Origin of the sequence: Rheinheimera sp., assembly GCF_037442525.1 — a bacterium.
Lineage (GTDB): Bacteria > Pseudomonadota > Gammaproteobacteria > Enterobacterales > Alteromonadaceae > Pararheinheimera.
Genome location: NZ_JBBIQD010000021.1, coordinates 1 through 25,957, shown reverse-complemented (window position 1 = coordinate 25,957; position 25,957 = coordinate 1). Strand labels below are relative to the sequence as shown.

24 protein-coding genes and 4 tRNA genes are annotated in these 25,957 nt (G+C 52.7%); 17 read left to right on the top strand and 11 right to left on the bottom strand.

Annotated elements, in window-relative coordinates; all coding sequences use genetic code 11:
- Positions 1-161 precede the first annotated feature (161 nt).
- From WKJ03_RS18120 to WKJ03_RS18100, 5 genes are all read right to left on the bottom strand, one after another.
- Positions 162-2,270, bottom strand: coding sequence for a GNAT family N-acetyltransferase (locus WKJ03_RS18120; protein WP_337843654.1), 2,109 nt, complete (start codon positions 2,268-2,270; stop codon positions 162-164).
- Positions 2,228-4,399 (bottom strand): DNA helicase II, encoded by a 2,172-nt coding sequence (gene uvrD / locus WKJ03_RS18115; RefSeq protein ID WP_337843653.1) that lies wholly within the window; start codon positions 4,397-4,399, stop codon positions 2,228-2,230. The genes WKJ03_RS18120 and uvrD overlap by 43 nt, the downstream gene beginning before the upstream one ends.
- Positions 4,400-4,427: 28 nt before the next feature.
- Positions 4,428-5,126 carry an HAD-IA family hydrolase gene (locus WKJ03_RS18110; RefSeq protein ID WP_337843652.1) on the bottom strand — a complete coding sequence of 233 codons (699 nt, stop codon included), beginning with the start codon at positions 5,124-5,126 and terminating at the stop codon, positions 4,428-4,430.
- A 70-nt stretch (positions 5,127-5,196) separates the two neighbouring features.
- Entirely contained in the window at positions 5,197-5,868 is a 672-nt protein-coding gene (locus WKJ03_RS18105; protein ID WP_337843651.1) for a response regulator transcription factor, read from the bottom strand.
- Positions 5,862-7,394 (bottom strand): histidine kinase, encoded by a 1,533-nt coding sequence (locus WKJ03_RS18100; RefSeq protein ID WP_337843650.1) that lies wholly within the window; start codon positions 7,392-7,394, stop codon positions 5,862-5,864. The genes WKJ03_RS18105 and WKJ03_RS18100 overlap by 7 nt, the downstream gene beginning before the upstream one ends.
- A gap of 179 nt (positions 7,395-7,573) precedes the next feature.
- Between WKJ03_RS18100 and WKJ03_RS18095 the strand changes: the two genes are divergently transcribed.
- Both WKJ03_RS18095 and WKJ03_RS18090 read left to right on the top strand, forming a co-directional pair.
- Positions 7,574-8,443 (top strand): ABC transporter ATP-binding protein, encoded by an 870-nt coding sequence (locus WKJ03_RS18095; protein ID WP_337843649.1) that lies wholly within the window; start codon positions 7,574-7,576, stop codon positions 8,441-8,443.
- The gene (locus tag WKJ03_RS18090) at positions 8,440-11,649 is read left to right on the top strand and encodes a M1 family aminopeptidase (protein ID WP_337843648.1); all 3,210 of its coding nucleotides are present in this window, start codon (positions 8,440-8,442) and stop codon (positions 11,647-11,649) included. The genes WKJ03_RS18095 and WKJ03_RS18090 overlap by 4 nt, the downstream gene beginning before the upstream one ends.
- A 9-nt stretch (positions 11,650-11,658) precedes the next feature.
- On the opposite strand, the gene WKJ03_RS18085 is transcribed toward WKJ03_RS18090, so the two are convergent.
- Genes WKJ03_RS18085 through lysA form a run of 4 tightly spaced genes read right to left on the bottom strand, consistent with a single transcriptional unit; the run spans position 11,659 to position 15,331 of the window.
- Positions 11,659-12,585, bottom strand: a complete 927-nt coding sequence (locus WKJ03_RS18085) for a tyrosine recombinase XerC (protein WP_337843647.1) — start codon at positions 12,583-12,585, stop codon at positions 11,659-11,661.
- Positions 12,566-13,219, bottom strand: coding sequence for a DUF484 family protein (locus tag WKJ03_RS18080; protein WP_337843646.1), 654 nt, complete (start codon positions 13,217-13,219; stop codon positions 12,566-12,568). The genes WKJ03_RS18085 and WKJ03_RS18080 overlap by 20 nt, the downstream gene beginning before the upstream one ends.
- Positions 13,216-14,079 carry a diaminopimelate epimerase gene (gene dapF, locus WKJ03_RS18075; RefSeq protein ID WP_337843645.1) on the bottom strand — a complete coding sequence of 288 codons (864 nt, stop codon included), beginning with the start codon at positions 14,077-14,079 and terminating at the stop codon, positions 13,216-13,218. Before dapF ends, WKJ03_RS18080 begins: the two co-directional genes overlap by 4 nt.
- Before the next feature lies 1 nt (position 14,080).
- Positions 14,081-15,331, bottom strand: a complete 1,251-nt coding sequence (gene lysA, locus WKJ03_RS18070) for a diaminopimelate decarboxylase (RefSeq protein WP_337843644.1) — start codon at positions 15,329-15,331, stop codon at positions 14,081-14,083.
- Positions 15,332-15,574: 243 nt separating this feature from the next.
- Here lysA and cyaY point away from each other — a divergent pair, with 243 nt between their 5' ends.
- The 8 genes from cyaY (at position 15,575) to WKJ03_RS18030 (ending at position 21,684) form a co-directional block, all read left to right on the top strand.
- On the top strand, positions 15,575-15,895 hold the full coding sequence (gene cyaY, locus WKJ03_RS18065) for an iron donor protein CyaY (RefSeq protein ID WP_337843643.1): 321 nt from the start codon (positions 15,575-15,577) through the stop codon (positions 15,893-15,895).
- 1 nt (position 15,896) lies between these two features.
- On the top strand, positions 15,897-16,574 hold the full coding sequence (locus tag WKJ03_RS18060) for an alpha/beta fold hydrolase (RefSeq protein ID WP_337843642.1): 678 nt from the start codon (positions 15,897-15,899) through the stop codon (positions 16,572-16,574).
- A 4-nt stretch (positions 16,575-16,578) separates the two neighbouring features.
- Entirely contained in the window at positions 16,579-17,301 is a 723-nt protein-coding gene (locus WKJ03_RS18055; RefSeq protein WP_337843641.1) for a DUF2914 domain-containing protein, read from the top strand.
- Positions 17,302-17,371: 70 nt separating this feature from the next.
- Positions 17,372-18,298: a hydroxymethylbilane synthase gene (gene hemC, locus WKJ03_RS18050; protein ID WP_337843640.1), complete on the top strand. Its 927-nt coding sequence runs from the start codon at positions 17,372-17,374 to the stop codon at positions 18,296-18,298.
- A 3-nt stretch (positions 18,299-18,301) separates the two neighbouring features.
- Complete coding sequence (locus WKJ03_RS18045) at positions 18,302-19,063, top strand: uroporphyrinogen-III synthase (RefSeq protein ID WP_337843639.1); 762 nt, start codon at positions 18,302-18,304, stop codon at positions 19,061-19,063.
- On the top strand, positions 19,056-20,102 hold the full coding sequence (locus tag WKJ03_RS18040) for a uroporphyrinogen-III C-methyltransferase (protein WP_337843638.1): 1,047 nt from the start codon (positions 19,056-19,058) through the stop codon (positions 20,100-20,102). The genes WKJ03_RS18045 and WKJ03_RS18040 overlap by 8 nt, the downstream gene beginning before the upstream one ends.
- Positions 20,099-21,178: a heme biosynthesis HemY N-terminal domain-containing protein gene (locus WKJ03_RS18035; protein ID WP_337843637.1), complete on the top strand. Its 1,080-nt coding sequence runs from the start codon at positions 20,099-20,101 to the stop codon at positions 21,176-21,178. Before WKJ03_RS18040 ends, WKJ03_RS18035 begins: the two co-directional genes overlap by 4 nt.
- The gene (locus tag WKJ03_RS18030; protein ID WP_337843636.1) at positions 21,172-21,684 is read left to right on the top strand and encodes a DNA-deoxyinosine glycosylase; all 513 of its coding nucleotides are present in this window, start codon (positions 21,172-21,174) and stop codon (positions 21,682-21,684) included. Before WKJ03_RS18035 ends, WKJ03_RS18030 begins: the two co-directional genes overlap by 7 nt.
- Here the strand turns inward: WKJ03_RS18030 and WKJ03_RS18025 are convergent.
- Entirely contained in the window at positions 21,671-22,009 is a 339-nt protein-coding gene (locus WKJ03_RS18025; protein WP_337843635.1) for a tRNA-binding protein, read from the bottom strand. The genes WKJ03_RS18030 and WKJ03_RS18025 overlap by 14 nt on opposite strands.
- A 111-nt stretch (positions 22,010-22,120) precedes the next feature.
- A complete protein-coding gene (locus tag WKJ03_RS18020) occupies positions 22,121-22,531 on the bottom strand; it encodes a thioesterase family protein (RefSeq protein ID WP_337843634.1) in 411 nt (136 codons plus the stop codon).
- Between the two features lie 153 nt (positions 22,532-22,684).
- Between WKJ03_RS18020 and murB the strand changes: the two genes are divergently transcribed.
- The 7 genes from murB to WKJ03_RS17985 all read left to right on the top strand — a co-directional run bounded on the left by murB (position 22,685) and on the right by WKJ03_RS17985 (position 25,829).
- Positions 22,685-23,677, top strand: a complete 993-nt coding sequence (murB, locus tag WKJ03_RS18015) for a UDP-N-acetylmuramate dehydrogenase (protein ID WP_337843633.1) — start codon at positions 22,685-22,687, stop codon at positions 23,675-23,677.
- Positions 23,674-24,681, top strand: a complete 1,008-nt coding sequence (birA, locus tag WKJ03_RS18010; RefSeq protein WP_337843632.1) for a bifunctional biotin--[acetyl-CoA-carboxylase] ligase/biotin operon repressor BirA — start codon at positions 23,674-23,676, stop codon at positions 24,679-24,681. The genes murB and birA overlap by 4 nt, the downstream gene beginning before the upstream one ends.
- Positions 24,665-25,360, top strand: a complete 696-nt coding sequence (locus WKJ03_RS18005; protein WP_337843631.1) for a type III pantothenate kinase — start codon at positions 24,665-24,667, stop codon at positions 25,358-25,360. Before birA ends, WKJ03_RS18005 begins: the two co-directional genes overlap by 17 nt.
- Before the next feature lie 106 nt (positions 25,361-25,466).
- Positions 25,467-25,542, top strand: a tRNA-Thr gene (locus tag WKJ03_RS18000).
- A gap of 5 nt (positions 25,543-25,547) precedes the next feature.
- A tRNA-Tyr gene (locus WKJ03_RS17995) sits at positions 25,548-25,632 on the top strand.
- Positions 25,633-25,664: 32 nt separating this feature from the next.
- Positions 25,665-25,739 (top strand) — tRNA-Gly (locus tag WKJ03_RS17990).
- Between the two features lie 14 nt (positions 25,740-25,753).
- Positions 25,754-25,829 (top strand) — tRNA-Thr (locus WKJ03_RS17985).
- Positions 25,830-25,957: the final 128 nt, after the last annotated feature.

Below are 25,957 nucleotides of genomic sequence, written 5' to 3'. Positions count from 1 at the left end.
GATGGGGTGAGCAAAGTAGTTCACCGCCAGGCTCCCAATAAAGCCAGAAGGCCCAATCGAAAGATTGGGCCTTTTTGCATTCTGCCGTTCACGGCGCTGTACTGCTCGTGCTGATTTTTTGAGCTAGTCTAAGTATTCCCAGCGTTTCGCTGAAATATCAATTAACCGAGGCTCTGTTTAATCAGACTTTTTAGTTGTTGCAGTTGGTCTGGGCTTAATTTCAGAGGGTGTTTTTGCCAATAACGGCGGATTAGCACGAGCACAAACTCATTAGGCTGGAAGTGTTGAATGGATAGAGCCAGCCAAAGAGGTAACAGGGCTTCGACCAAGGGCAGGCTGCGTAATCCGTCAGCGAATAGCAATAGCTGCTGCTGTTGGGCCGCAGTCAATAAGACCGCCGCAGGTTTGCATAAAATCGCTGCAAGTTCTGCGGGCAATTCCCGTTGTTGGTCTGCTAACTGCCAATATAACAACTGGGAAAATTCCTGGCTTAATGCCAATACATCCGCCTGCAGGGCTGGCGGAAGCGCTTTTAACATCAATAGGGACTGTTCAGCGCTCGCTTGTTGGGAAAAAACACTCAGTTTAACCGGATGAAAGCCGGCTTTCTGCCAAAAACCAACCAGTTGTGGCGTAGCACCGAAGCTGGTTCCCACATAAAGAACCTTACTGGCTAAATCCTCGCTCGCTTGCGCCAATAAGGATGAGCCTAAACCTTGTTGCTGCGAGGATGGGTGCACCACAATACGTTGCACTCTGGCCATCTGTTGCTGTGCCAGATCTGGTCTTAAACAGTGGTAGGCCAGACTTTGCGCCAGCAGGTGACCTTGCACCCGACGCTGACCATGGGCTATTTGTGTTGCTAGTTCGTGGCTAAAACCACCTTCGATACTGACCAGCGCGCAAGCTATTACTACCGGCCCTGATTGCAGACTGTAAATCAGTTGCGGCTGTTCGAGCAGGCTCCATAAATCATGAATATCGGTCTGGTAATGCGCCAGACTAAGCAACTGAAACAATTGCTGTAAAAGATCAGGTCTGGTGAGTAACTCTTCAGACTTATAACAATGAAAACTCGGTTGTTGGTCCAGGCAGAGCTCTGGCTGAACCGAAGGGCTATGCAGTAGAAAGGCATTAAAAATCAGTTGTTCCAGTGGGTCATCCTGCTGGTAGCGTATTGGCTGATGCAGTTTTACTTCCCTGAAACCTGCAGGTTGCGCCTGCAAATACTGGCGGAACTTCAGCGCAAAGCCGCGACCTGTGCCTTCATAACCATGTTCAGTGCTACTGAAAACCACCCGGCTATAAAGCTGATTCAATTGCTCTAAAAGTGGGGTTGGAATGGCTGCTGCTTCATCGACCAGTAACAAACTAGCTTTAGGTTGATGTTGTAACAAAGCGTCAAGCGGATAAAACTGCAGGGCACCTTGAGCAATCTGTTGTTGCCTAGACTGATAGGGCAGGTTCAACCGCTCTGCCACAGTTTTAAAGACTCGCTGTACTGATTGAGGTGAAGGCCCTGTCAGCAGTAGCTGCGTTTTGCCTTGTTGGATCAGTTGCGCTGCCGCTAAACCTAAAGCTGTTGATTTGCCCCGCCCCCTGTGAGCCGTCAGCAGCAAAGGTCGCCGTCTATGACCAGAAAGTACCTTATGGATAGCCTCAACAGCCAGTTGCTGATCTGTGGTTTTATATGGAAAAGTGGCGGATTGCAGCGAAACTCTGGGCTGGTCAGTAAAAGTGGGTAGTTGTGGTAATTGATGTTCTTGCCAGCGCCCGCAAAATTCCGCCGACAGCCTTTGCATAAAGAACTTCTGGAAACGCCCATTTTGTACTTTTGCATCCAACGGGTACGACAATACCCGTTTATTAGCTGGATTTGGCTGTGTTGTCCATTGCGGTTCCAACGGAGTCAGCAACAGCCAAAGACCCCCGGCACGCAAACAACCTGCACTGGCGGCGACTAAATCCCAGTCGGTTTCCTGCTGGGCATTAATAATCAGCAGATCACATTCAGTGCCTAGCCAAAGCTGCTTTTGCTGGGCTTTCAGCTGGATACTGCCTTCAGGTGCATCCGTACCAAGCCAGTAAAGGCTTTTTCCGTTGGCCTGCTGTACAACAGCTGCACAGACAGAGGATAAAAACTCCGGGCTGCCGCTGCACCACAAAGGCAAGCGCCAACCGGCTTGCTCGTAGCCTTGTTGTGCGTCCAGCAGCCACTGCAGGTCCATCAGGCTATAGGCTGCAAACGGGCATAGGCGGTAACCAGCCATTTACTGCCGAGTTGATCAAAGTTCACCTGAATGCGCGACTGCGCACCTGTGCCTTCGTAATTCAGCACTGTGCCTTCACCAAATTTGTCGTGTTGCACCCGTTGGCCCAGTTTAAAGCCGGTATTTTCAAAAGCACTGTGGCTCGCCGCATTACTGAAACGGCTGAACTGAGTGGGTTTGGTCACTGTGGCGGTCAGGCGAATTTCTTCAATACAGTCGGCCGGGATTTCCCGCAAAAAGCGGGACGGTCTGTTGTATTGCTCCTGGCCATACAAACGACGGCTTTCGGCATGGGTTAAATACAACTTTTGCATGGCGCGGGTCATGCCGACATAACAAAGCCGGCGTTCTTCTTCGAGCCGGCCTGATTCATCACTGCTTTGCTGGCTGGGAAACATGCCTTCTTCCATACCGCAGACAAACACCAGCGGAAATTCCAGCCCTTTGGCACTGTGTAAGGTCATCAGCTGGACTGCATCTGAGTGTTCTTCCGCCTGATATTCCCCGGCCTCTAAAGCTGCCTGCGATAAAAAAGCCGCCAATGGCGTCATTTCTTCGGTATTGACGTAAGTGGCATTAGCACAGGCATTGATCAGCTCATTTAAGTTTTCCACCCGGGTTTCGGCCTTTTCGCCTTTTTCGGCTTTGTACATCGCCATCAGGCCGGAGATCTGGATCACATGGTCAGCCTGTTCGTCCAACGCCAGGTGTTTGCTGTCAGCATCCATTTGCTCAATCAGCTGCACAAAAGCATTCACTGCATTGGCAGCGCGGCCGGTTAATTCTTTATTGGCCAGCATCTGCTGCAAGGTTTGCCATAAGGTCAGTTGCAGGCGGCGCGCCTGCTCCCGCACTTTGTCCATTGTGGTGTCACCAATGCCACGCACAGGCGTATTGATAATACGCTCCAGAGCCGCGTCATCCTGACGGTTATTCAGCAAACGCAGGTACGCCAAAGCGTCTTTAATTTCCTGGCGTTCATAGAAGCGCAAGCCACCGTAAATCCGGTAATTAATGCCTTCCTGAATAAGGGCTTCTTCCAATACCCGCGATTGGGCGTTGTTGCGATACAGCACAGCGGTTTCTATCAGCTTGCCGCCTTCGCGGCGCCAGGCACCAATACGGCCAACAATAAAACGCGCTTCATCCAGTTCATTAAAAGCGGTGTACAACGAAATGGCTTCACCCTGGTCGCCATCCGTCCAGAGATCTTTGCCCATACGTTCAGAGTTATGGGCTATCACCGAATTGGCGGCTTTGAGAATAGTACCGGTAGAACGGTAGTTCTGCTCCAGCCGGATGGTCACAGGCTCCGGGTAATCCCGCAGGAACTGCTGGATATTTTCGACACGGGCACCACGCCAGCCATAAATGGACTGATCATCGTCACCGACAATCATCACTTTGGCATCCGGCCCGGCCAGTAAACGCAACCACTGGTACTGGATGGCGTTGGTGTCCTGAAACTCGTCGACCAGAATATGGCGGAAACGCTGCTGATAATGGGCCCGCACCTGTGGCTGCTTTTGCAGCAACTCGAAGCTGCGCAGCAATATTTCGGCAAAATCGACTAAACCGGCACGGTCACACATGTCCTGATAGGCGGCATAAATCTTCAGCATGGTTTGCAGGCTGTAATCGCCGTGGGCGTCGATCATGCCAGGACGCTGGCCTTCATCTTTACGGGCATTGATAAACCACTGCGCCTGTTTGGGGGGCCAGTGTTTTTCATCCAGATTCAGGGATTTCAGCACCCGGCGCACCAGACGGTACTGATCGTCTGAGTCGATGATCTGAAAACCCTGCGGCAGCTGAGCTTCCTGGTAATGGGCCCGCAGCATCCGGTGTGATAAACCGTGGAAGGTACCCATCCACAAATTATTCAGGCTGACGCCAATGGTTTGTTCAATACGGGCGCGCATTTCCTGAGAGGCTTTGTTGGTGAAGGTTACGGCCAGCAGGCTGTAAGGGGCCACCCTTTCCACCTGCATCAGCCAGGCTAAACGGTGCACCAGAACCCGGGTTTTGCCCGAACCTGCACCGGCCAGCACCAGCATATGCTGGGGTGGTGCGGCCACCGCATCCCGTTGTTTATCGTTTAAGCCATCCAGTAAATAAGAAACGTCCATTCGCCTGCCCGTCAAAAAATTTGCAGCATTATAACAGCAGTTGCAGCTGGTCCAAGGTAGAGATCCGGATCTGCGGCAGTATGCCTGTCTGTTGGCCTGGGTGTTGCAGCCAGACTGCCTGGCAACCGGCATTGAGAGCACCTGAGACATCGGCTTTGGCGTTATCTCCAATATGCAATAACTGCGAAGGCTGAATAGTCAGTAGCTGGCAGGCTTTGCGAAACAAATCCGGGAAAGGTTTCATCCGCCCATCCGGCCCTGCGCGTAAGTTGTGTTGAAAATAGCGGGCAATGCCAAGGCGGTGAAGGTCTGCATTGCCGTTGGTCATGGACACCAGCGGATATTTTTCTGCGAAAGCGGCCAACAGCTGATGACTGGATTGTGGCACTTCGAAATTGCTGCGCTGCTGATAAAACGCATGAAACGCCAGTTCGGCTATTTCATCGGCCTCGCACTGTGGTAAACCAAGCTGATACAATCCACGCTCCAGCCCCAACAAACGCCAGCGGCTGACATCATGCCGCACTTCAGGTTGCTCCGCCGCCAGCGCTTTCCGTTGCTGCCACCAAAAGCCCGGCTCAATAGCACCAAACTGCGGCAGCAGCTGAAGCAGTCGGTGTTGCATTGCCAATTCTGCCTGCTCAATGACCACATCGTTGTGGTACAAGGTGTCATCCAAATCAAAAGACAAGGCGGTAAAAGGTTGCAGCGCTTTGTAACAGTGCATCATTTCATTCGTTTTTACTGGTGATAAGGTGCAGTTTACCCTGTACAGCCTCACCAAAGCGAACGGGCTGTCAGAGCAACCTGGTGAGCTGGGCTCTATAGGTAGATCCCACTTTGATTTGCCTTTGGTTGGACAGCTGAATTGCAGTACAGTCCTGGCTGATCACATGCTGTTTATTGACCAAAAACGATTTATGCACCTGGACAAAACCTGCGGCAGCAACGTCGTCATACACTTGTTTCAAGGTTGAATTAACCAGCACCATCTGTTGGCCCTGCCACACCTTTACATAATTACCATAGGCTTCAAAACAACAGATATCGGTCAGCAGAAACCGGCGTTGGGCCCGTTCTACTTTTAATACGATGGAGGTGGGCTGCTGCGGCTGTAACAGTCTGCGTCTGATTTTCTGCAAAGCCAAAGAAAAACGTTCAGCACTGACAGGTTTGAGCAGGTAATCCGCCACATCCAAATCAAAACCATCCAGTGCATACTGTTGATAGGCGCTGCAGAGAATCACCGCTGGTTTTTTCTGCATCACTCTGAGCATATCCAGGCCCGTCAGTACCGGCATCTGAATATCCAGCACCAGCACATCCACCCGTTGTCTGGCCAAAATGGTTAAGGCCTCAGCTGCACTGTAACAATGGCCGGCGATTTCAATATCAGAGTGGGCCAGGCAGAGGTGGCTAATCACCTGATGCGCCAAAGGTTCGTCGTCAACGATAAGCAGTTTTAGCACCGGGCGCCCTCCAAGGGAATGGTCAGTGTTGCACACCAGCCAAACTCTGATGGTGTGCTGTGCAAGGTGAAGCTCTGGTCGTAATGCAACTGCAGGCGGCGGCGCAGATTCGCCAGCCCTATGCCTGTTGTGGTCAGGTTGGATTGTGCCGGCACGGTGTTTTCGCAGATAAATTGCAGGTGTTGGTTCTGTAACTGCAGTTGGATATGGAGCTGGCTGGGGGCGATGTTGTTTTCCACGCCATGCTTATAGGCGTTTTCCACCAGCATAATCAGCAGCAGTGGTGGCAATTGATAAAGTTCCGCCTGTTCCGGCAGCTGCAGAGTCAGTGTAGTTCTGTGACTCACCCGCAACTGCTGTAAGGCCAGATAATCCTGCAGGTAACTGATCTCCTGCTGCAAGGTCACCTGTCGCTGGTTTCCCTGATACACCACATAACGTAATAAATCGGCCAATCGCAAAATCAGCTTTGGCGCATCAGCAGACTGCATCAGGCAAAGTGCATACAGGTTGTTCAGGGTATTAAATAAAAAATGAGGATTGATCTGTTGTTGCAGCAATAAGAGTTCAGTCTGAACTTGTCTGTGCTGAATTTGCGCCAGATTTTTTTCCTGCTGTTGCCGGTCAAAGGCCAGTATTAACGGTGTACTGACCAGCCAGATCCCCAGCACAAATTTAAAGTTGTACCAGTCGAACACATTATGGTTGCCTGACGCCAGCACTGTCACTTCATAGCTGTTGATGGGCAGATACAACAATAAACTGGCCAGCAGTGGATAACTGAGCAGCAACAAACAAAGGCTGCTTAGCACAAAAGGCAACAAGCCATGTAGTGCCAGCAAACGGCGGATTAGCCAGTAGCGGTTCAGCCAATAGTAGCCATACATCAGGCTGGCAATCAGGCCAAACTGCAGCAGATAACCAATAAATTCAAAAGGGTAACTTAGCAGTCTGTCAAGATTGACCTGCATCGGCACTGGCTGGTTTGCCAAAGGGTCCTGGTGTGAACCAAGCAACAGGGCCAGAAACAGCGCCCATCCTGTCAGCAGCAGGATCACGGCTGTATCCAGTGACCAGAGTTTTTGCAACCAGCTTGGGTGACTGGCAGGTGAGAGTTTCGACTGATACCACAGCTCCAACCAATACAAAAAGCTGCCGCAGAAAGCAATCAACCAGCAGCTTAGATCCAGTAACAGCACTGAATTTTCTGCTCTGAGGGTGATACTAAGCAGTGGATACAGCAGCATAACAACAAGCCACAGCAACCAAAGCCGCACCTGTTGCTGCAATGTGCTGAGCAGCCATTGCGCCAGCAACAGAGGTGATAGCTCCACAAGTAACTGGCCAGACAAAAAAGCACAACGGCTCCAACTGGCCTGCTGTTCGTTTTGCAGCAAACTCCAGACCGACCAGCATAATGCAAGCAATACTGGCAGCAGCGGCAATAAAGTTTTGAGTTTGAACGCCTGCTTCATCGTTGTTTCGGCAATAATACTCTGCGTGCAATGTTGCCTGTACTGACTCACCTTGTCACCCGTCCACTGACAAAACCTTGGTTTTGACTGATGAAAGTGATTTTCAGGGTTAAACACAGCTGAAATTTGCCTTGGTCATCTGCTTTGGTTGTCTGATCATTTGCTGGTTGAGCTGTCGCCGTTGAAACCTCTAGCCTGTGCTGAAATGAATGGTACAGGATGGGGTTGTGATGTTAGAAATCAAAGGTTTATGCAAGACTTACCCAGACGGCACTGCAGCACTGCAGCAACTTCAGCTGAGTGCCGGTACCGGCATGTTTGGCTTATTGGGGCCAAATGGGGCTGGTAAATCGTCCTTGCTACGCACTATAGCTACTTTGCAGCAACCCGACAGCGGCGAGTTGTGGTTTGATGCGATGGATCTGCGGCAACAACCTACAGAGCTAAGGCGGCAGCTGGGTTATTTGCCCCAGCAATTTGGTGTTTATCCACATATGTCCTGCCGTGCTTTGCTGGAGCATATAGCTATTTTGAAAGGTGTTGTTAATAAGGCATGCCGCCAGCAGCAAATAAACCAGCTACTGGAGCTGACCAACTTAACAGCCTTTGCCCACAAAGCAGTGGCAAACTTTTCCGGGGGTATGCGCCAACGTTTTGGTATAGCCCAGGCTTTGTTGGGCGATCCGGCCCTTATCATTCTGGATGAACCCACAGCAGGTTTAGATCCAGAAGAGCGGCAGCGTTTGTATAATCTGCTGGTTGGCGTCAGTAAAAACCGTTTGGTCTTGTTGTCGACTCATATAGTGGACGATATAGAGCAGCTCTGCTCACAAGTGGCCATTTTGCAGGCCGGACGAATTCTGGTGCAAGGGCAGACCGAAGCGTTGATCCAACCGCTGCAGGGCAAGGTATGGCTGGCTTATGGCGACAACACCGTATTGCCAGCTTCATCCCTTGTATTGAGCAGCACTTATCAGCGAGGAGTGTTACTGCAGCGTTTTTATCATCAACAGCCACAACCACTTTTTCAAAGCACTGTCGCCAATTTGCAGGACAGATATTTTCTGGAGTTGTTGCAGCATAGGGAGGCACAGCAATGATCTGGCCTTTGCTTGTGAATGAACTGAAGTTTTATTTACGTCAGCCTTTGTGCTGGCTGGCTGTGGTGCTGAGCTGCGCTTTTGTTTTTCTGCTCACCAATGGTTCCAGCACTGAACAAAACCCGCTCAAACAACTGCTGTTTGCCTGTTCTGCTGTCGCCATGCTGGTGCTGCCGCTGCTGGCAGGCGCTTTAGCACCTCTGGCTTTTTTACGTGAACAGCAAAGTGGTATGACGGAGCTAATAAGGGCGACACCAGTGAGCCATTTTAGCTGGTGTATGAGCAGAGCTCTGGGGTTGATGTCGCTGTGTATAGTGGTCACTTTGTTGTTATCTGGCATTGTGCTTTTTGGCTTATGGCGGCTGGACGCCGTGCCTTTTGACCTGCAGTTGATCACAACTTTTCTGGCCATTTTTCTGTTGCAGTATGCGCCCGCGGTAGTGCTGCTGTGCCTGCTGCAGTTATGGCTTAGCTTAAAATTTGGTTCTGCTATTTTGCTTTATGGAGCAACTTTGTTGTTGTGGGCTGGTTATATGGCTTTGGCGGCCGCCACGGGTTCACCTTTAATGGCCAATAGTCAGATTGTGGCGCCCTGGTTGTGGCAACTGATGTTGTATGGCGATTGGTATGGCATTACTCCGCTGATACAACAATTTATGACGGGCCAACAGCACCTGCAGCTGGATCTGGCTTTTATGCTGAACCGATTGGTGCTGCTGTGCGCCTGCGCCCTGCTGTGCTGGTGTTCGCTACGGATAAAAATGTCAGATGCAGCAGCCACAACTGCTGTGAAGCCTGTCATTGCTCCCGCTGAACATTCTGCTGTTACAACCCGTTTTTTTGGGGCTGAGCCTGCACAACACTCAGCTTTTTATGCTTTATGGCACCTCACAACACTTAATATCCGCCAGTTAATGTGTCATCCCGGCAGCTGGCTGAGCTTGGTTGGGTTGACTGCTTTAGCCTTTAGCGAAGTGGTGTCAGGGGTGGATTATGCTGAAGTGATGTCGGTGCTGACCCCAACCAGCCGTGACGCGTTAAACCGGGTGATGTGGGATCTGGTACCCCGTCTTGGTATTTTGCTGCTGGTGTTCTGGAGCAGCAAACTAAGCTGGCTGAATAAAAGCTGTGATATGCACGAGCTGATTGCCAGTACCCTGGTATCAGGGCGGGTGCTGTTGTTCAGCCAGTTGTTATGCCTGACTGTACTGTTGTCTGTTTTTATCGCTCTGATGCTGTTGGCTGTGATGGCGGCGCAGCTGCTGTTTACATCTGCACCTTTGTTATGGTCTGAGTATCTGCTACAGGCGGGTTATCAGTTTCTTCCGCTCTGGTTGTTGATGCTGCTGTTTGTGTCAATACATAGCCTGTGTCGCCATCCATTGTTGGCGTTGCTGCTGATTGTTGTGGTGCTGGCGCTGTTTATGTCGCCATTGCCCGCCATGCTTGGGTTGGAGCATCCATTGTGGTTGCTGTTCAACACGCCTTTGCATGCGGCAGATGAGTTGTGGGGGTATCAAAGCAGCAGTGCCGGTTTTTGGCCTTTTATGTTGTTCTGGTTTGTGCTGGTGTTAATTGCTTTGGTATGTGCTGTGGCTTTGTATCACAGAGGTACAGGTTTTAGTGGTCCTGTTTTGCGCACCACACTCAGGCCCACCCTTATCTCTGTTGTGTTGTTATTCGTGTCGGGGGTGAGCTGGCAAGGCTGGTGGCTGCACCAGCAGTTGGCTGCAGAACAACCTTTAATGCACTCGGGCCAACGCCTGCAATGGCGGGCCGACTACGAAACAGTGTATCAACACTGGCAACAGAAACCTCAGCCTGTGGTGACTGCTGTGTATTCTGAAGTGGATTTTGAACCAGCAGAATACAGCGCCCGGTTAAAACTGGTACTGACTTTAAGCAACAAAACGACAGAGCCCATTCAGCAGGTGTTGGTGGGGCAACATTGGGCTTACCCGCTGCAACACATTGAACTGACCGGGGCGAAACTGAGCCACGAAAATAGGCAGCTGGGGCAAAGGGAATTTAGCTTGAATACGCCGTTGTTACCGGGACAACAGGCACAGTTAACTGTGTTATTGCAGCTAAAGCAAACAGGGCTTTGGCCTGTGGTAATGCACCAGTTGATCCGCCCTGGTTTCAGCTATTTGCGTTCTGTGCCTTTGTTTCCTGTGGTGGGTTTTGTGCCTGAATACCGGATCAGAGACAACAGCAGCAGAGTGAAATATGGCCTGCCTGAACTGACAGAGCCGAAGCCTTCTGAAGCTTCCACTGAACATGCGGCCTATCAATGGGTCAACATGGAGTCAGTGATTTCAGTACCTGTTGGCCAGCAGGCTATAGCGCAGGGTGCTTTAATCAAACAATGGCAGCAGCATGGTCGCAGCTTTTTTCACTATAAAACCAGTTCGCCTATCCGTGCTATCAGCGCTTTTGTGGTGGTGCCATGGCAAGCGAAGCAGCTTCAGCATGGCAAAGTGCTGCTGCAAATTTTTGCACCCGAACAGAATCAGTCCACAGAGCTAAGCATGCTGGCCATGCAACAGACTTTAAGCTGGTTCGAACAACAGATCAGCCCTTATCGTGGCGAGGTATTGTCGCTGATCAGCATGCCGGAGCTGGATTCCGGCGGCACGGGTTATGCCTTACCTCAGTTGGTGCTGATCAATCACAGCCTAGGAATGCGGGCAACACCAGCACCTGATGCGGGCTTTAGTCAGGTGTATCGACGCGCTGTGCATGAAACCGCCCACCAGTGGTTTGGCCATGATATGGGCAATGGTGTGCCTGGTGATGGGGCTTTTTTGGTGGAGTCTTTGGCCAAGTATGTCGAGCTGGTGCTGATGGAGCAGCACTTTGGCCGGGATGCGATGTTGGCGCTGGTGGACTATGAAAAAGAGCGCTTTGCCCGGGCCCAGGCGCGCAGTAAGTCACAGCCTTCATCTTTAATCGACTCGGATGAATCTTATGATCAGTATTCCCGTGCCACTCTGGTGTTTGCCCGGTTGCGGGCTGAACTGGGTGATCAACGAATTACGGCGGCTTTGCGGCAACTCTGGCAGCAACATGGTTACCCGAAAACCCCGGCCAGCTCGATGGATTTTGTCCGGCAGTTAAAAGCCACCAGCCCGGTGTCAGCCCATGCACTGATTGAGTCGTTGCTGTTAGGACAGAGTGTGGCTTCGCTGATGCAACAAAACTAAGGCAGGTGCTTAGTCTTTCTTTTTCGCTCTGGGATGGGCCTGGTCATACACTTTGGCCAGTTGCCCAAAGTCGAGGTGGGTATAGACCTGGGTGCTGCTCAGGCTGGCGTGGCCAAGCAGCTCCTGTACGGCACGAAGGTCGGAGCTGGATTCGAGCAGATGGCTGGCAAAGGAGTGCCTTAACATATGTGGGTGCAAGTGTTGGTTCAGCCCCTGCTGCTGTGACCAGAGCTTGACCCGTTGCTGTACCTGGCGGTGACTGATACGGCGTTTCAGTTTGCTGACAAAAAGTGCGGGTTCATCGGCACTGACCAACGCAGCACGTTGGCTCAGCCAGTCACGCAGTGCCTGCATCGCCAGCCGGCCCACAGGCAAAATGCGTTCTTTGCTGCCTTTACCGCGCACCCGGATCAGCGCTTCTGTCCAGTCAATATCCTGCAGGTTGGCGCTGACCAGCTCGTCCAACCGCAAACCGGACGAATAAAACAGTTCCAGCATGGCTTTGTCACGGCACGCCAGCAGGTCATCGCTGGTGTCGACATCCAGCAGCTGTTGCAACTGGTCGACATCGAGGTTTTTCGGCAGGGGTTTATCGAATTTTGGCACCTGCAGGTACAAAGCTGGGTTGGTGTTCACTTGGCCCTGCAGCTGCAGATAACGGTAGAAGCTGCGCAGGGCCGCTACACGCAGCGCCAGACTACGGGGTTTCAGGCTTTTTCGGCAAGAAGAAATATGCTGTTGCAGTTGGGTTTCGGTCAGGCTGCACCAGTCCGGGTTGTTCAGCTGACTGCTGACAGCCTGCAACTGCAGCTGGTAGCTTTGCAGGGTTTTTAGGCTGAACCCCCGTTCATACCGCACGTAGGCCAAAAATTCGCTGAGCAAGGGGCTGAGGCACGGCGCGTCAGCCGCTGCTTGTTTAGCAGGGCTCGACGCCATGGCTCAGTACCACTTTGGCCAGTTTGGCCAGATGGTCGAGAAACAGGGTGTCCATGCCTGGCTGGAAATGTTCGTCTGACTCACTGCCAAAGGCCAGCAGGTAACTTTGAGTTGGACTGATATCGACTTTCATCAGTGCGACCGAATGAATGCTTTGGTCAAACAAGGCTTGTTGTTCATCTTTATTCAGGCGGCCGAAATAATAGCCTTTGGCATTGAGGCGCCGCTGCAGCAATAAGGGCAGCGCAGCGTGATGAGGGCCAGAGGTTAAATTCAGCAGTTCAGCACGCTGCACATAAGGCATCGCATTAACAAACTGCTGCAGCGCCGCAACTAACCCCAGTTTTGGCTGGCTGAGCAACTGCAGATGCAGTTGGTTCAGCGCGTAAAAAATCAGCTCGTTCTGCCGGGCTATGCCCATCAGCCGGGTAATATCGTCTTCCAGTGCGCGGATTTTGTCACGCTGCAGTTCTTGTTGCCGCTCCACCAAAGAGACGACCCCCCGTTGCTGATGGGGCAAGCGCAGTTTGCCCAGCAGTTCAGGGTGTTCCAGAAAAAACTCCGGGTGATCCTGCAGGTAGTCCAGCACCAGGCTGGCGTCTATTAATTCAGTGGCCAGAGGGCTGTCACTCATAAATACAATTGTCCATCAAATACATGTTCTGCCGGGCCGGTCATTTTGACCGGCTGGCCTGGTCCTTGCCAGCGGATTTGCAGGCTGCCACCTGGCAAATCCACCCGCACCTGGGCGCCAAGTTTCTTTTGCATCTGGCCGATCACTGCGGCAGCACAGGCACCGGTGCCACAGGCCAGGGTTTCACCTGCGCCACGTTCCCAGACCCGCAGTTTGACATGGCCTGGGTTCAGCACCTGCATAAAACCGATATTGGCGCGCTCAGGGAAACGTTCGTGGTGCTCAAACACCGGGCCCCACTGTTTCACCGGGGCTGTTTGTACGTCGTCCACCAGGATCACCGCATGCGGGTTGCCCATAGAGACCACTCCGCAGAGGGTGGTGGCATCGGCCGCGTGCAGCAGGTAGTTCAGTTCCTGCTTTTGTGCCTTAAAGGGCACCCGGGCCGGTTCAAATTGTGGCACGCCCATATTAACCGTCACCTGACCATCTTGCTCTATGTACAGCGTAATTTTGCCAGATTTGGTGCTGACATTAATTTTGTGTTTATTGGTCAAACCTTTCAGGCGGACAAAACGGGCAAAACAGCGGGCGCCATTGCCACATTGCTCCACTTCAGAACCGTCGGCGTTAAAGATTCGGTAATGGAAGTCCAGATCCGGATCATAAGGCGGTTCCACCATCAGTAACTGGTCAAAGCCAATGCCAAAGTTACGGTCGGCCAGTTGTTTGATCTGCTCTTTGGTTAAAAACACATTCTGACTGACGGCGTCGACCATCATAAAGTCATTGCCCAGCCCATGCATTTTGGAAAAATGCAGCAAAGTGCGGTTTTTATCTCTGGATCTGGTGTCATACATATCAGGGTACCAGTTGCTCGCCACGCCACAGGTCAGCCCATTGTTCGCGGGCGCGGATCAGGTGTACCTGGTCGCCATCCACCAACACTTCGGCGGCTCTGGGTCTGCTGTTGTAATTTGAACTCATGGTAAAGCCATAAGCACCGGCAGAACGCACCACCAGTAAATCACCAGGCTCCACCGCCAGCTCGCGGTCTTTTCCTAAGAAATCGCCGGTTTCGCAGACCGGGCCCACCACATCGTATAAGCGTGACGCCAATGCTGGCTTTTGCAGCACAGGAATAATGGCTTGCCAGGCGCTGTAAAGCGCAGGGCGGATCAGGTCGTTCATCGCAGCGTCTACGATAGCAAAGTGTTTTTCCTGGCCTGGTTTTAAATACTCGACTTTGGTCAGCAGTACGCCGGCATTGGCCATAATGGCGCGGCCCGGTTCAAACACCAGGGTTAAATGCGGGTAAGCGGCCAGACGTTTGACTACTTCGGCGGCGTATTCAGACGGATGCGGTGGGGTTTCGCCGTTATAAGGCACACCCAGCCCCCCACCAATATCAATATGACTCAGCTCAATACCAGCGGCGGCCAGCCTGTCGATTAACGCCAGTAACTTGTCCAGCGCTTCCAGAAAGGGTTGAGTTTCGGTCAGCTGGGAGCCGATATGGCAATCGACACCACAAAGTGTCAGGTGCGAGTAGCTGGCAGCGCGCTGGTAAATGCTGAAGGCATCATTAATATCAATACCAAACTTATTGGCTTTGAGGCCGGTAGAAATATAAGGGTGGGTTTTGGCGTCTATATCCGGATTCACCCGCAATGAAATGGGCGCCACTTTATTCAGGCGCTGTGCCACCTGCTGAATGCGGTCCAGCTCTGCGCTGGACTCCACATTAAAACACTTAATACCGGTATTCAGCGCAAACTCAATTTCAGTCTCTGTTTTACCCACGCCGGAAAACACCACTTTGGCCGGGTCGCCACCTGCCTGCAACACGCGGCGCAATTCACCTTCGGACACAATATCAAAACCACTGCCCAATCTGGCCAGCAGGTTTAACAGCGCAATATTGCTGTTGGCTTTCACCGCATAACAGACCAGCGACTCCCGGCCTTGGGCTGCTTCAGCAAAGGCTTTGTAGTGGCGCTCAATGGTGGCTCGGGAATAAACATAAGTCGGGCTGCCAAACTGAGTGGCAATAGCACTTAAAGAAACCTGTTCGGCAAACAGCTCATTATTCTGGTAATTAAAAAAATCCAAAGTGACTAATCCTTCTGAGAATCAGAATGTTCAGGGCTCACCGCCGTTTCAGCAGGAGGTGGCGTGGTTGGCGCTTTTTTGGGTAACGTCAGGGGGCCTTTCTGGCCACAGGCAACCAGCAACAGGCAGGCAAGGCCCAGCCCCAGCTGAGTTTGTCGCTTTGTGTTCATGGTTTTTTATTTCATTAATTATTTTGAGCTCTATAATCGCATCCTTATTGGTAAAAGCAAACAGGTGAACCCAATGAATGACGTGGAATACGATGAACTGACCGATCAGGTGTTGCTGGCGGTGGAAGAGGCCATCGAAGGCTTGGATTTAGACCTGGATTATGAATCCCATGGCGGGTTGCTCAGTATCAGCTTTCCAAATGGCAGCAAAATTATTATCAACAAGCAGCCACCTCTGCACCAGTTGTGGGTGGCGACCAAATTTAACGGCCATCACTTTGAATGGCATGACGGCCAGTGGATTGATAACCGCTTTGGCTCCGAATTTTGGGCCTTGTTGTCAGATGCGTTCAGTAAACAGGCTGAACAGACTGTGGTGCTGACGGGAAGCTAAGATGAAGTTGTTACCTTTTGTTGATGTCAAACCTCAAGGTCCGGTGACAGCAGCTGTGGTCTGGTTACATGGTCTGGGTGACTCTGGTGACGGCTTTGCCCCTATAGTGCCAGAGCTGCGTTTACCACAAGGCCACGGCATTCGTTTTGTATTCCCACACGCGCCGGTGCGGCCTATTACTATCAATAACGGCTACCAGATGCGTGGCTGGTACGATATTAAAACCTGGGACTTAAATGACAGAGCCGACGAAAGCGGTGTGCGGGAGTCGGCGGCCGCCGTCACTCAACTGATCGAGATGCTGATAAGCCAGGGCATTCCGGCTGAAAAAATCTTGTTGGCTGGTTTCAGTCAGGGCGGCGTGATCGCGCTGCATTTATTACCGCGTTTGCCTTATAAAATTGCCGCTGTGATGGCGTTGTCGACTTATATGGCGGTGCCGCAAAAACTCAATGACGAAAAAACGGTCTTTAACCAACGCACGCCGGTGCTGGTCAATCATGGGACTCATGATGAAGTGGTGCCTTACAGTGCCGGGCAGGCGGCCTTTGCTGCATTAAAACATGCAGGTTTTGCTGTGCAGTGGTCTGAATACCGCATGGGTCATAGTGTTTGCCCGCAGCAAATTGGCGACTTAAGCCGCTTTATTCAGCAACATCTGTTGACGCAGCCGGATTAGCAGCATGTCAGAAGGCAAAGTGGTGGTGCGGCTGCAACTGAGGGCTCAGGCCGGTTCCAGCCAACCTGGTATTCAGGCTGCACCCGAATACCAGTGGTTATGGCACCGTATTCTGGGGGCTGCCGTACTGGTGCTGTTGCCATTCTGGTGGTTATGGCCGGACGCTGCCGACAGCACTGATGTGCCAGTCGCCACCTCTGCATTGGCTGCACAACCCGCTCAGACGCACAACAGGGATGCGGTTGGTGCTACAGGACCGCAGCACATCTCCCTGGAGTTGTCTGCAGCATCCAGGCTGAAGGGGCCAGAGCCTGCAGAAATGAAAGCATCCCAGCCTGCACCACCTCAGATCACACCAGCGCCGGCTTTTCAAACGGCACCGGCCGTAGCACCGCTGTTTTCCGCCGCCCAGGGTGTGCTGCGTAAAGTGGTGCTCACTGCCGACAAACCTGGCCCGGCGGCGCGGCAACTGTCTTTGCCAGTCCGGCTGGAGCACGCCACAGAGCTCTTTTTGTATACCGAAGTGGTGGGGCTGGCCGGTCAGCAGATTGAACACCGTTGGTATTACAAAAATAAGCTGATGACCACTGTGGCGCTGCCGGTTAAATTGCCTTATTGGCGGACCTGGAGTAAGAAGAAGTTTTACCCGGCTGAGCTGCGTGACTGGCGGCTGGAAATTGTGGGACCAAAGCAAAAACTACTGTTTTCTTACAGCCTGAATGGGTGATAAGGGCTATACTAGCGGCGTTTTTTCAGCCGTACCCCGGTCTTAGCTGGCCGGAGCCAAGGAGTTCAGCATGCAGATACTGCGCATTGCCACCCGCAAAAGTGCCCTGGCCTTATGGCAGGCCAATTACGTCAAAACCGCGTTAGAACAAGCTCACCCTGATTTACAGGTGGAATTGGTGCCTATGTCGACCCAAGGCGATAAAATTCTGGATACGCCGCTGGCCAAAATTGGTGGCAAAGGTCTGTTTGTCAAAGAGCTGGAAACCGCCATGCTGGAAGGCCGTGCTGATATTGCCGTGCACAGTATGAAAGATGTGCCGGTCGAATTCCCGCAAGGCCTGATGCTGCATACCATTTGCCAGCGTGAAGATCCCCGGGATGCTTTTGTGTCCAACAGCTATGCCGCTTTAGAACAACTGCCGCAAGGCGCCGTGGTGGGCACTTCCAGCTTACGCCGCCAGTGCCAGTTGAAAGCCTTACGTCCCGATCTGCAAATCCGTGACCTGCGTGGCAATGTGAACACCAGGTTGGCCAAGCTGGATGCCGGTGAATTCGACGCGATCATTCTGGCGTCTGCCGGTTTAATCAGGCTGGGTTTTATCCAGCGTATTGCCAGTTATTTGGACGTCGAAACCAGCTTGCCTGCCAATGGTCAGGGCGCTGTTGGTATTGAGTGCCGCACAGATGATCCTTGGGTACACCAATTGCTGGCGCCACTGGAGCATCTGGACACCCGCATTTGTGTGCTGGCCGAACGGGCGATGAACCGCCGGTTGCAAGGCGGTTGTCAGGTGCCTATTGGTGCTTTTGCACTGATTGAACAAAACCAGCTGTGGTTGCGGGGTTTGGTTGGCCAACTGGATGGCTCGCAGATCCTGCGTTCTGAAGTGCGTGGTGCAGTGGCAGATGCAGAAGTCTTGGGTGAGCAGCTGGCGCAGCAACTGCTGGCGCTGGGTGCTGACCAGATTTTAAGTTCTGTGTATCAGCAGGCTTAAGCCATGAGCACTATTCAGGAGTGGCCGGTGCTGATCACCCGGCCTGCCGGCAAGGCCGATCAGTTGCTGGCCAGCCTGGACGAATTAATGCTGCCTTACCTGTATCAACCTTTGATCACCACCCAAATGGTGCCATTAAAAACGAAGGCGCTACCGATATTACAGCAGGCTGATGGCATTATTTTTGTCAGTGTCAGTGCCGTCAGTTGCTTGCAGCAGCAACTGGATTGCCGCGAATTAACCGCACCTTTGTACGCTGTGGGCAGTACCACAGGGTCTTTATTGCAAAAATGTGCTGGCCGGGAGGTGCAGTTTCCACAAGACCAGCGCAGTGAGGGCTTGTTGGCGTTGCCAGCCTTGCAGGATGTGGCTGGTAAACATCTGGTGGTGGTGCGGGGCAATGCCGGGCGTGAGCTGATAAAAAAAGGCTTATTGGCGCGAGGTGCCAAAGTCAGTTACCTGCAGAGTTACAAAAGAGTGCCGTTACCACTGGATGGGCAGAGCTTGCTGGTGCAGTGGCGCCAGCAGCAGATCCAATGTATCGTGGTGACCAGTAACGAAATTTTGCAATTGCTGTTTCAGTTGATCCCAACCGAAGGCCATGCCTGGTTGTGCTCCCGACAGTGGATTATGGTCAGCCCGCGCATGCGTGACGCGGCCCTGGATCTGGGTGTACCTGAACAGCGTATTTTTCTGTCCGCCAATGCCAATGACCAGGCATTGCTGGACAGCATTTGCCAGTTAAGAGGAAGCAGGCATGTCTGAACCATTACAGGCTGAACACACTCCAGAAAAAACAACAGAAAAAAAACCAGGTAACCTGGTGGCCTGGTTGTCGATGGTGTTAAACCTGTTGCTGGTTGGGGTGGTGTCAGCAGCCTTGTATTGGCTCTGGCCACAATGGTCGGGTTTACAGCAGCGTCAGCAGCAACTGAGCGAACAGCAACAACAAAGCCTGAGTACTGTGCAACAACAGCAGCAGGTCATCAGCCAAAAACTGGAACAACAACTGGCCAGTCTGCAGACTCAGCTCAGTCAGGCTTCAGTCCAACTGCAACAACAGCAGGAACAACTGCGGGCGCTGCAGCAGGATCAGCAAAAGCAGCTGAGCAGCAGTACCGCCTGGTTGTTATGGCAAAGTCAGCAACTGGTACAGCTGGCCGGACAAAAAATCTGGCTGGAGCAGGATATTCCAGCTGCGGTACGTCTGCTAACCGGCGCCGAACAGCAGTTAAGCACAGTGCAGGACCCGGCTTTTATGCCCCTGCGTCAGGCTTTGGTGGCCGACATACAGGCTTTGCAACAACAGCCGCTGCCGCAGCTCGGCAGCATTCAGCTGGAGCTGACACAGTTGCGTCAACAGATCCTCAGTCTGCCACTGCGTCAATCCGAATATGCCTTGCAGCAAGCCACTGAACAGGTACAAGCGCAAGACTGGCAGGGGCGTTTCTGGCAACAGTGGGATCTGTTTTGGGCCACGCTGGTGCAGGTGCGTCCGACAGCACCAGAAGATGTGGCAGTGCTGTCTGCTGAACAACAGCTGAGTTTACGCAATACCCTGACGCAGCAGTTGCTGCTGGCTGAGCTGGCTGCGTTGAAATACCAAAATGAACCTTACCAGTCTGCGTTGCAACAGGCGATGGACACGCTGCAGCGTTATTTCCGTGCTGCGGATCCGCTGGTGCAACAGAGTGCTGAGCGCCTGACGCATTTATCCGGCTTGTCTGTTGTGTTGCCCGTGCCTGCACGGCTGCACAGTGCCGAAGTGCTGAACGAGCTGGATCTGACGGAGAAACGCCTATGATCCGTCTGTTGTTATTGGTACTGCTGCTGTGTGGAGTGTTATGGTTTGGTCCGGTACTGATGCAAAACCCGGGTTACCTGATGCTGGTGCTGGGTGGATGGACCATCGAAACTACGCTTGTCGGCTTGGCGCTGATCCTGCTGCTGGTGCTGTTTGGACTCTGGCTGCTGTGGTCTTTGCTCAAACCGCTGCTGGCGTTGCGCCGTTGGAACTGGCACCCGTTTCGCCGCCGTCGGCAACGTAAAGCCCGTCAGGCGTTTGAGCGGGCTGCGCTGGCCTTGGCGGCCGGGCGTTTTGAACAAGCCGAGCTGGCTTTTGATCAGGCCGAGGCTTTCAGCGATTTTTCTGAGCTGCGTCGCCAGATGGCCTGTTATGCCGCTTATCAGGCTGGCCACCCGGACAAGGCTATGCAACTGGCACAGTGGTTGGAGGATGATTCTGCCAGCAGCATTTATGTGAAAGCTGATTTGTTGCTGCGTCAGCAGCAGGCATCAGAGGCTCTGGCATTGCTGCAACCGGCGATGACAGCCGAAGCAACGGAGCTATTGGCGCCACTGTATTTTAAAGCCTTATTGATGTCGGGCCAGGCGGCAGGCGCCCTGAATCAGGTTCCTGTCGCACTGGAGCAACACTGGTGTAGTAAAGCTCAGTGGCAGCAACTGCGTTATCAGCTGTACCCTGATGCCATAGTGCAGCTGGCTGACAAAGGGGCCTTCAGTACGGACTCAGACTATTGGCAGCAATTGCCGGCCAAAGAACGGAAGTCGATGGCTGCTGTGCTGGGGCAGGTGTGGGCGCTGGCCCGGCAGGGGCAAGCAGAAAAAGCAGAAGCATTGCTGGTGGATCATTTGTCCTTCAAAGATTTAGCCGACAGCTGGCCTGTACTGAAACAAATTCCTTTAAAACGCCAGGTGAATCAGTTACGTAAACAAATCCAGCATTGGTTGCGCGACCATCAACAGGACGCACTGTTGTATGCAGCCCTGGCATATTGTGCTGAACAGGAAGGAGAGTTGCTGCAGGCGCAACTGGCCAGACAAAAAGCGACTGAGCTCAGTCGTGGTGTGCAGTGGTAACAACCACCTTGGTGCAGAGTATGGCGCCAGTGCTTGGTGCTGAGCCAAAGCTGTTGATCCTGGGGTCTATGCCGGGTGTGGCGTCATTGGAAGCACAGCGTTATTACGCTCACCCACGCAATCTGTTCTGGCCTTTGCTGGCTGACATTCTGCAGTTTGCGTTGTGTGATGATTTTGCGCAGCGTTACCAGCAATTGACCAGCAGAGGCATTGCGTTATGGGATGTGCTGGCGCATTGTGAACGACAGGGCAGCCTGGACAGTGCTATCCGCAAACAATCCGTGTTGTGCAACCCTATTATTGAGTTGGTGCAGCAACACCCAAGTATTCAGCGAATTTGTGTCAACGGCGGCACCGCCTGGACTTTGCTGAACAAGCATCAGCCGCGGCTGTCCAATTTGGTTGAGTTGGTTAAACTGCCATCCACCAGCCCGGCCCACGCCAGCGTCAGCCGGGCAGAAAAACGGGCTGCCTGGCAGCACGGGCTGCGAACTAGCCCAGTTTAGCGCCGTTGGGCACCGACTGGTCGGGTACCGCCAGTACCACGGCGCCGTCGTCCCGGTAAAAACCTGTGATCAGACATTCAGAGCGGAAAGGGCCAATCTGTTTCACCGGAAAATTCACTACACCCATCACTTGTTTTCCCAGCAACTGTTCTTTGCTGTAAAGCGCCGTGATTTGGGCGCTGGACTGGCGGATGCCCAGGTCCGGGCCAAAGTCCACTTTCAGTTTCCAGGCCGGTCTGCGGGCTTCAGGGAATTCCTGCACCTCGATGATAGTTCCGGCCAGCAGCTCGATTCGTTCAAAATCAGCCCATTCAATACTGTGCATCTTTAACCTCCAAAATCGACAGCCTGACAACTTTGACTGCCGGACTCAACTTCAAAAAGCAGTTTGACCCAAAACAGGCTTTTGGCGGCTTGGTAATGGCTTCATACAGGATCAGAATGATTCCAGACGGGCGGCCAAACGCTCTTTGAGTGGTCCGTCAATCTGCACGGCCCGGCCGGTCTTTTTATCCAGGCACACAAATGTAATGTCGGCATCAGCGACCAGGGTGTCTGTGCCGTGCAGCCAGATTTTTTGCTTAATGACAGCGCTTTTGCCATTGATTTGAGTAAACGCAGTATCAATGCGTAGCTGATGGCCCATGGTGGCCTGAGCCCGGTAATTGATGTTGATATTCACAATGACCCATGCCAGCCCCAGTTGTTCGAAATGTTCAATATCGCCCACGGCTTCAAGGTAATCCCAGCGGGCTTCTTCCAGAAACTCCAGGTACCGGGCATTGTTGACATGTTGGTATACGTCCAGGTGATAACCCCGGACTTTGATCAAGGTAGCATGTGGCATGGATGTGCCCTCTATCTGGTAAGACCTGTGTCGGATAATGCCACAGGCGGAGCCTGGTCACCAGCAAGACGGTCGGTGAAAATCCGCCATCCGGCTTGGTCGCTCTGGTGAAGCACAGTACAATAGCGGCTAAATAGTCTGATCCGGATTTGTATGCACCATCTGACCCAGGTGTCCGCCGCCTCGTATTCCACCTTTGCGTTACCTGCAGTGCTGGCTGATCTGTACCAATGTGACAGCCTGAGCGAACTCGCTCAGCTGGATTTACCCCATTGCCCTTATGTATTGGGTGAAGGCAGTAACACCATTTTTTTGCAGGATATGGCACAGCCTGTGTTGCGCTATCTGGCCGCAGAAAAGCAGGTCCGCCGGGCTGATGACGGTAGCATCCTGCTGCATATAGACGCCGGGTACAACTGGCACCAATTAGTGCAATGGACTGTGGCGCAAGGCTGGTGGGGGCTGGAAAACCTGGCGCTCATTCCGGGGTCAGTAGGCGCTGCACCTGTGCAGAATATTGGTGCTTATGGCGTTGAGCTGGCGGACTGTTGTGATTATGTAGATTTCTTTGACTGGCAACAGAAGTCTGTGAGGCGCCTGAACAAAGCCGACTGCCGTTTTGGGTACCGCGACAGCATTTTTAAAACCGAATTGGCCGGTCGGGGCCTGATCGTGGCTGTGGGGCTTAAACTACAGAGCCAGGGCCGAGCCGTGACCGGCTACAAAGGGCTGGAATTGCTGACTGCCGAAAGTTCGGTCAGCCAGGTGATGCAGGCGGTGATCGCGGTGCGGCAAAGCAAATTGCCGGACCCGGCACAACTGGCAAACTGCGGCAGCTTCTTTAAAAACCCGGTGTTGAGTCCACAGGACTTTGCGCGGCTGAAACAGCAGTACCCGGCAGTCCCGGCTTACCCTCAGGCTGATGGGCAAGTGAAAGTGGCGGCGGGCTGGCTGATGGAGCAGGCAGGTTTTAAAGGCAAAGGCATAGGCGATATTGCCTGCTACGAAAAACAGGCGCTGGTGTTGGTGAACCGGGGGCGTGGGACGGCAACTGAGTTAACGCAACTGGTGAGTGTCATTCAGCATCAGGTGCAGCAACAGTTTGCTGTCTGGCTGGAACCTGAAGTGCGGTTAATGGGCTTATGAGCAAAGTGCTGGCGCATAGTTTAGCTATCCAACGTCAACTGGTGCTTTATCTGGCGGACGGCGAAATTTGCTCAGGTGAATGGCTGGGCCAGCAATTGGGCATCAGTCGTGCCGCCATTGCCAAACACTTGGTTCAGCTGGAAGGCTATGGGCTGGATTTATACAAAATAAAAGGCAAAGGTTACCGCTTGGCTGAACCTTTGCAATTGCTTGATGCGGCACTGATTAAACAGCAACAACAGTGGAATGCGCCGGTTTGGGTGCAGTCTGTGACGGATTCGACCAATAACCAGCTGCTGCAGAAGCTCAGTGATGGTCAGAGTCTGGACGCGGGCACTGTCCTGGTAGCTGAAGCGCAGACGGCAGGTCGGGGCCGGCGTGGCAAAAACTGGATTTCCCCTTTTGGTGCCAACCTGTATTTTTCGATGTACTGGCCGCTGGAGCAGGGCATTCAGGCAGCAATGGGCCTGAGCCTGGTGATTGGGGTGGCTGTGGCTAAGACATTGGAACAATTATTCCAATTGCCTGTGCAGCTGAAATGGCCAAACGATATCTATCTGGATGGCAAAAAACTGGGCGGCATTCTGGTGGAACTGGCTGGACAAAGCCATTCCCAATGTGACGCAGTCATTGGTCTTGGTCTGAATATCAGCATGCCGTCTGTTTCAGCTGCGCAGATTGATCAACCTTTTACCTCTTTACACTCTGTGCTGGAGCAACGACCGGACCGCAACCAATTGGTGGTCGCGCTGCAAAAGCAGCTGGTCAGTCAGTTGCTGTTTTTTGCAGACACCGGTTTTGCGCCTTTTGCTGCTGAATTCAGTCGCCGGGATCTGTTTGCCGGGCAATGGGTGCAGCTGAGTTCGGCGAAACAACAGGTTCAGGGCCTTTGTTGCGGAGTGGATGAGCGGGGAGCTTTGCTATTGGAAAGCGACGGACAGCGACAGAGTCATTATGGCGGCGAGTTAAGCCTGCGGAGGATAGAGCATGCACCTGCTGATTGACCAGGGCAATAGCCGGACTAAAGCCTGCCTATATAAAGAGGGGGTCTTTACCGATGTTGTGTTATCTGAGCTGACCCCGACAGACTGGCAATCCATTAAACAAGCCCTGATTGGTTCTGTTGCATCGGCAGAACAGCGGCAGCAGTTGCGGACTTTGTTACCTGCAACAATGCCGGTTCGCTGGTTGCGCAGCAGTGCTCAGGCCTTTGGTATCAGCAACAGTTATCAACAGCCGGAAAAGTTGGGAGTAGACCGCTGGTTGGCTCTGTTGGGGGCGGCTGCACTGTACCCCAAACAAAGGTTATTGGTTATAGATGCGGGGACAGCGGTCACCATGGATTGGCTTGATGCGGATGGCCAGCACACCGGGGGATGGATCCTGGCCGGATTACAAACTCAACAACGCATTCTGGTGTCGGCCACAGCTCAGGTTGAGGCGGCTACAATGTCGTTGCAATCACTGCTGCCTGCTACCTCAACCACTGCAGCTGTTGCCGAAGGAGCCAAGGCGGCTGTGCTGGGGGCCGTACAGCAGGCTATTCAGCTACAGCGGATTGAACGTGTTGTGTTGACCGGCGGAGATGGTGCTTTTATTCAGCAGCAACTGAATAACAATGCGGTGTTGCTTGAGCCAAAGCTGATCTTTTACGGCTTAGCTCGCTTTATCGACAATAACTAAGTGTTTTGTACGCTTATTGAACACTTAACCAAGAAAATTAAGCTTTTTTATTTTTTCCTGTTGCGTGGGCTAGGTCATTCCTCTAGAATTCGCACCCACTGACGTAGCCGCTTTAGCTCAGTTGGTAGAGCAACTGACTTGTAATCAGTAGGTCATCCGTTCGACTCGGATAAGCGGCACCATTAGTGGAGGGGTTCCCGAGTGGCCAAAGGGATCAGACTGTAAATCTGCCGGCACTGCCTTCGAAGGTTCGAATCCTTCCCCCTCCACCATCTTCGTCAGGATGAATAGCTACGAGTAGGCCGCGGGCATCGTATAATGGCTATTACCTCAGCCTTCCAAGCTGATGATGCGGGTTCGATTCCCGCTGCCCGCTCCAGACAGAAAAACGTTGCTGATATAGCTCAGGCGGTAGAGCGCATCCTTGGTAAGGATGAGGTCCCCAGTTCGATTCTGGGTATCAGCACCACTTCTTCAAGCCTCTCCGCGCTTCTGAATTTCAATTATTTCTAACCGCCGTTTTGTTTTAAAAGGGTCCAATCATGGCTAAGGCTAAATTTGAACGCGTAAAACCGCACGTAAACGTAGGTACAATCG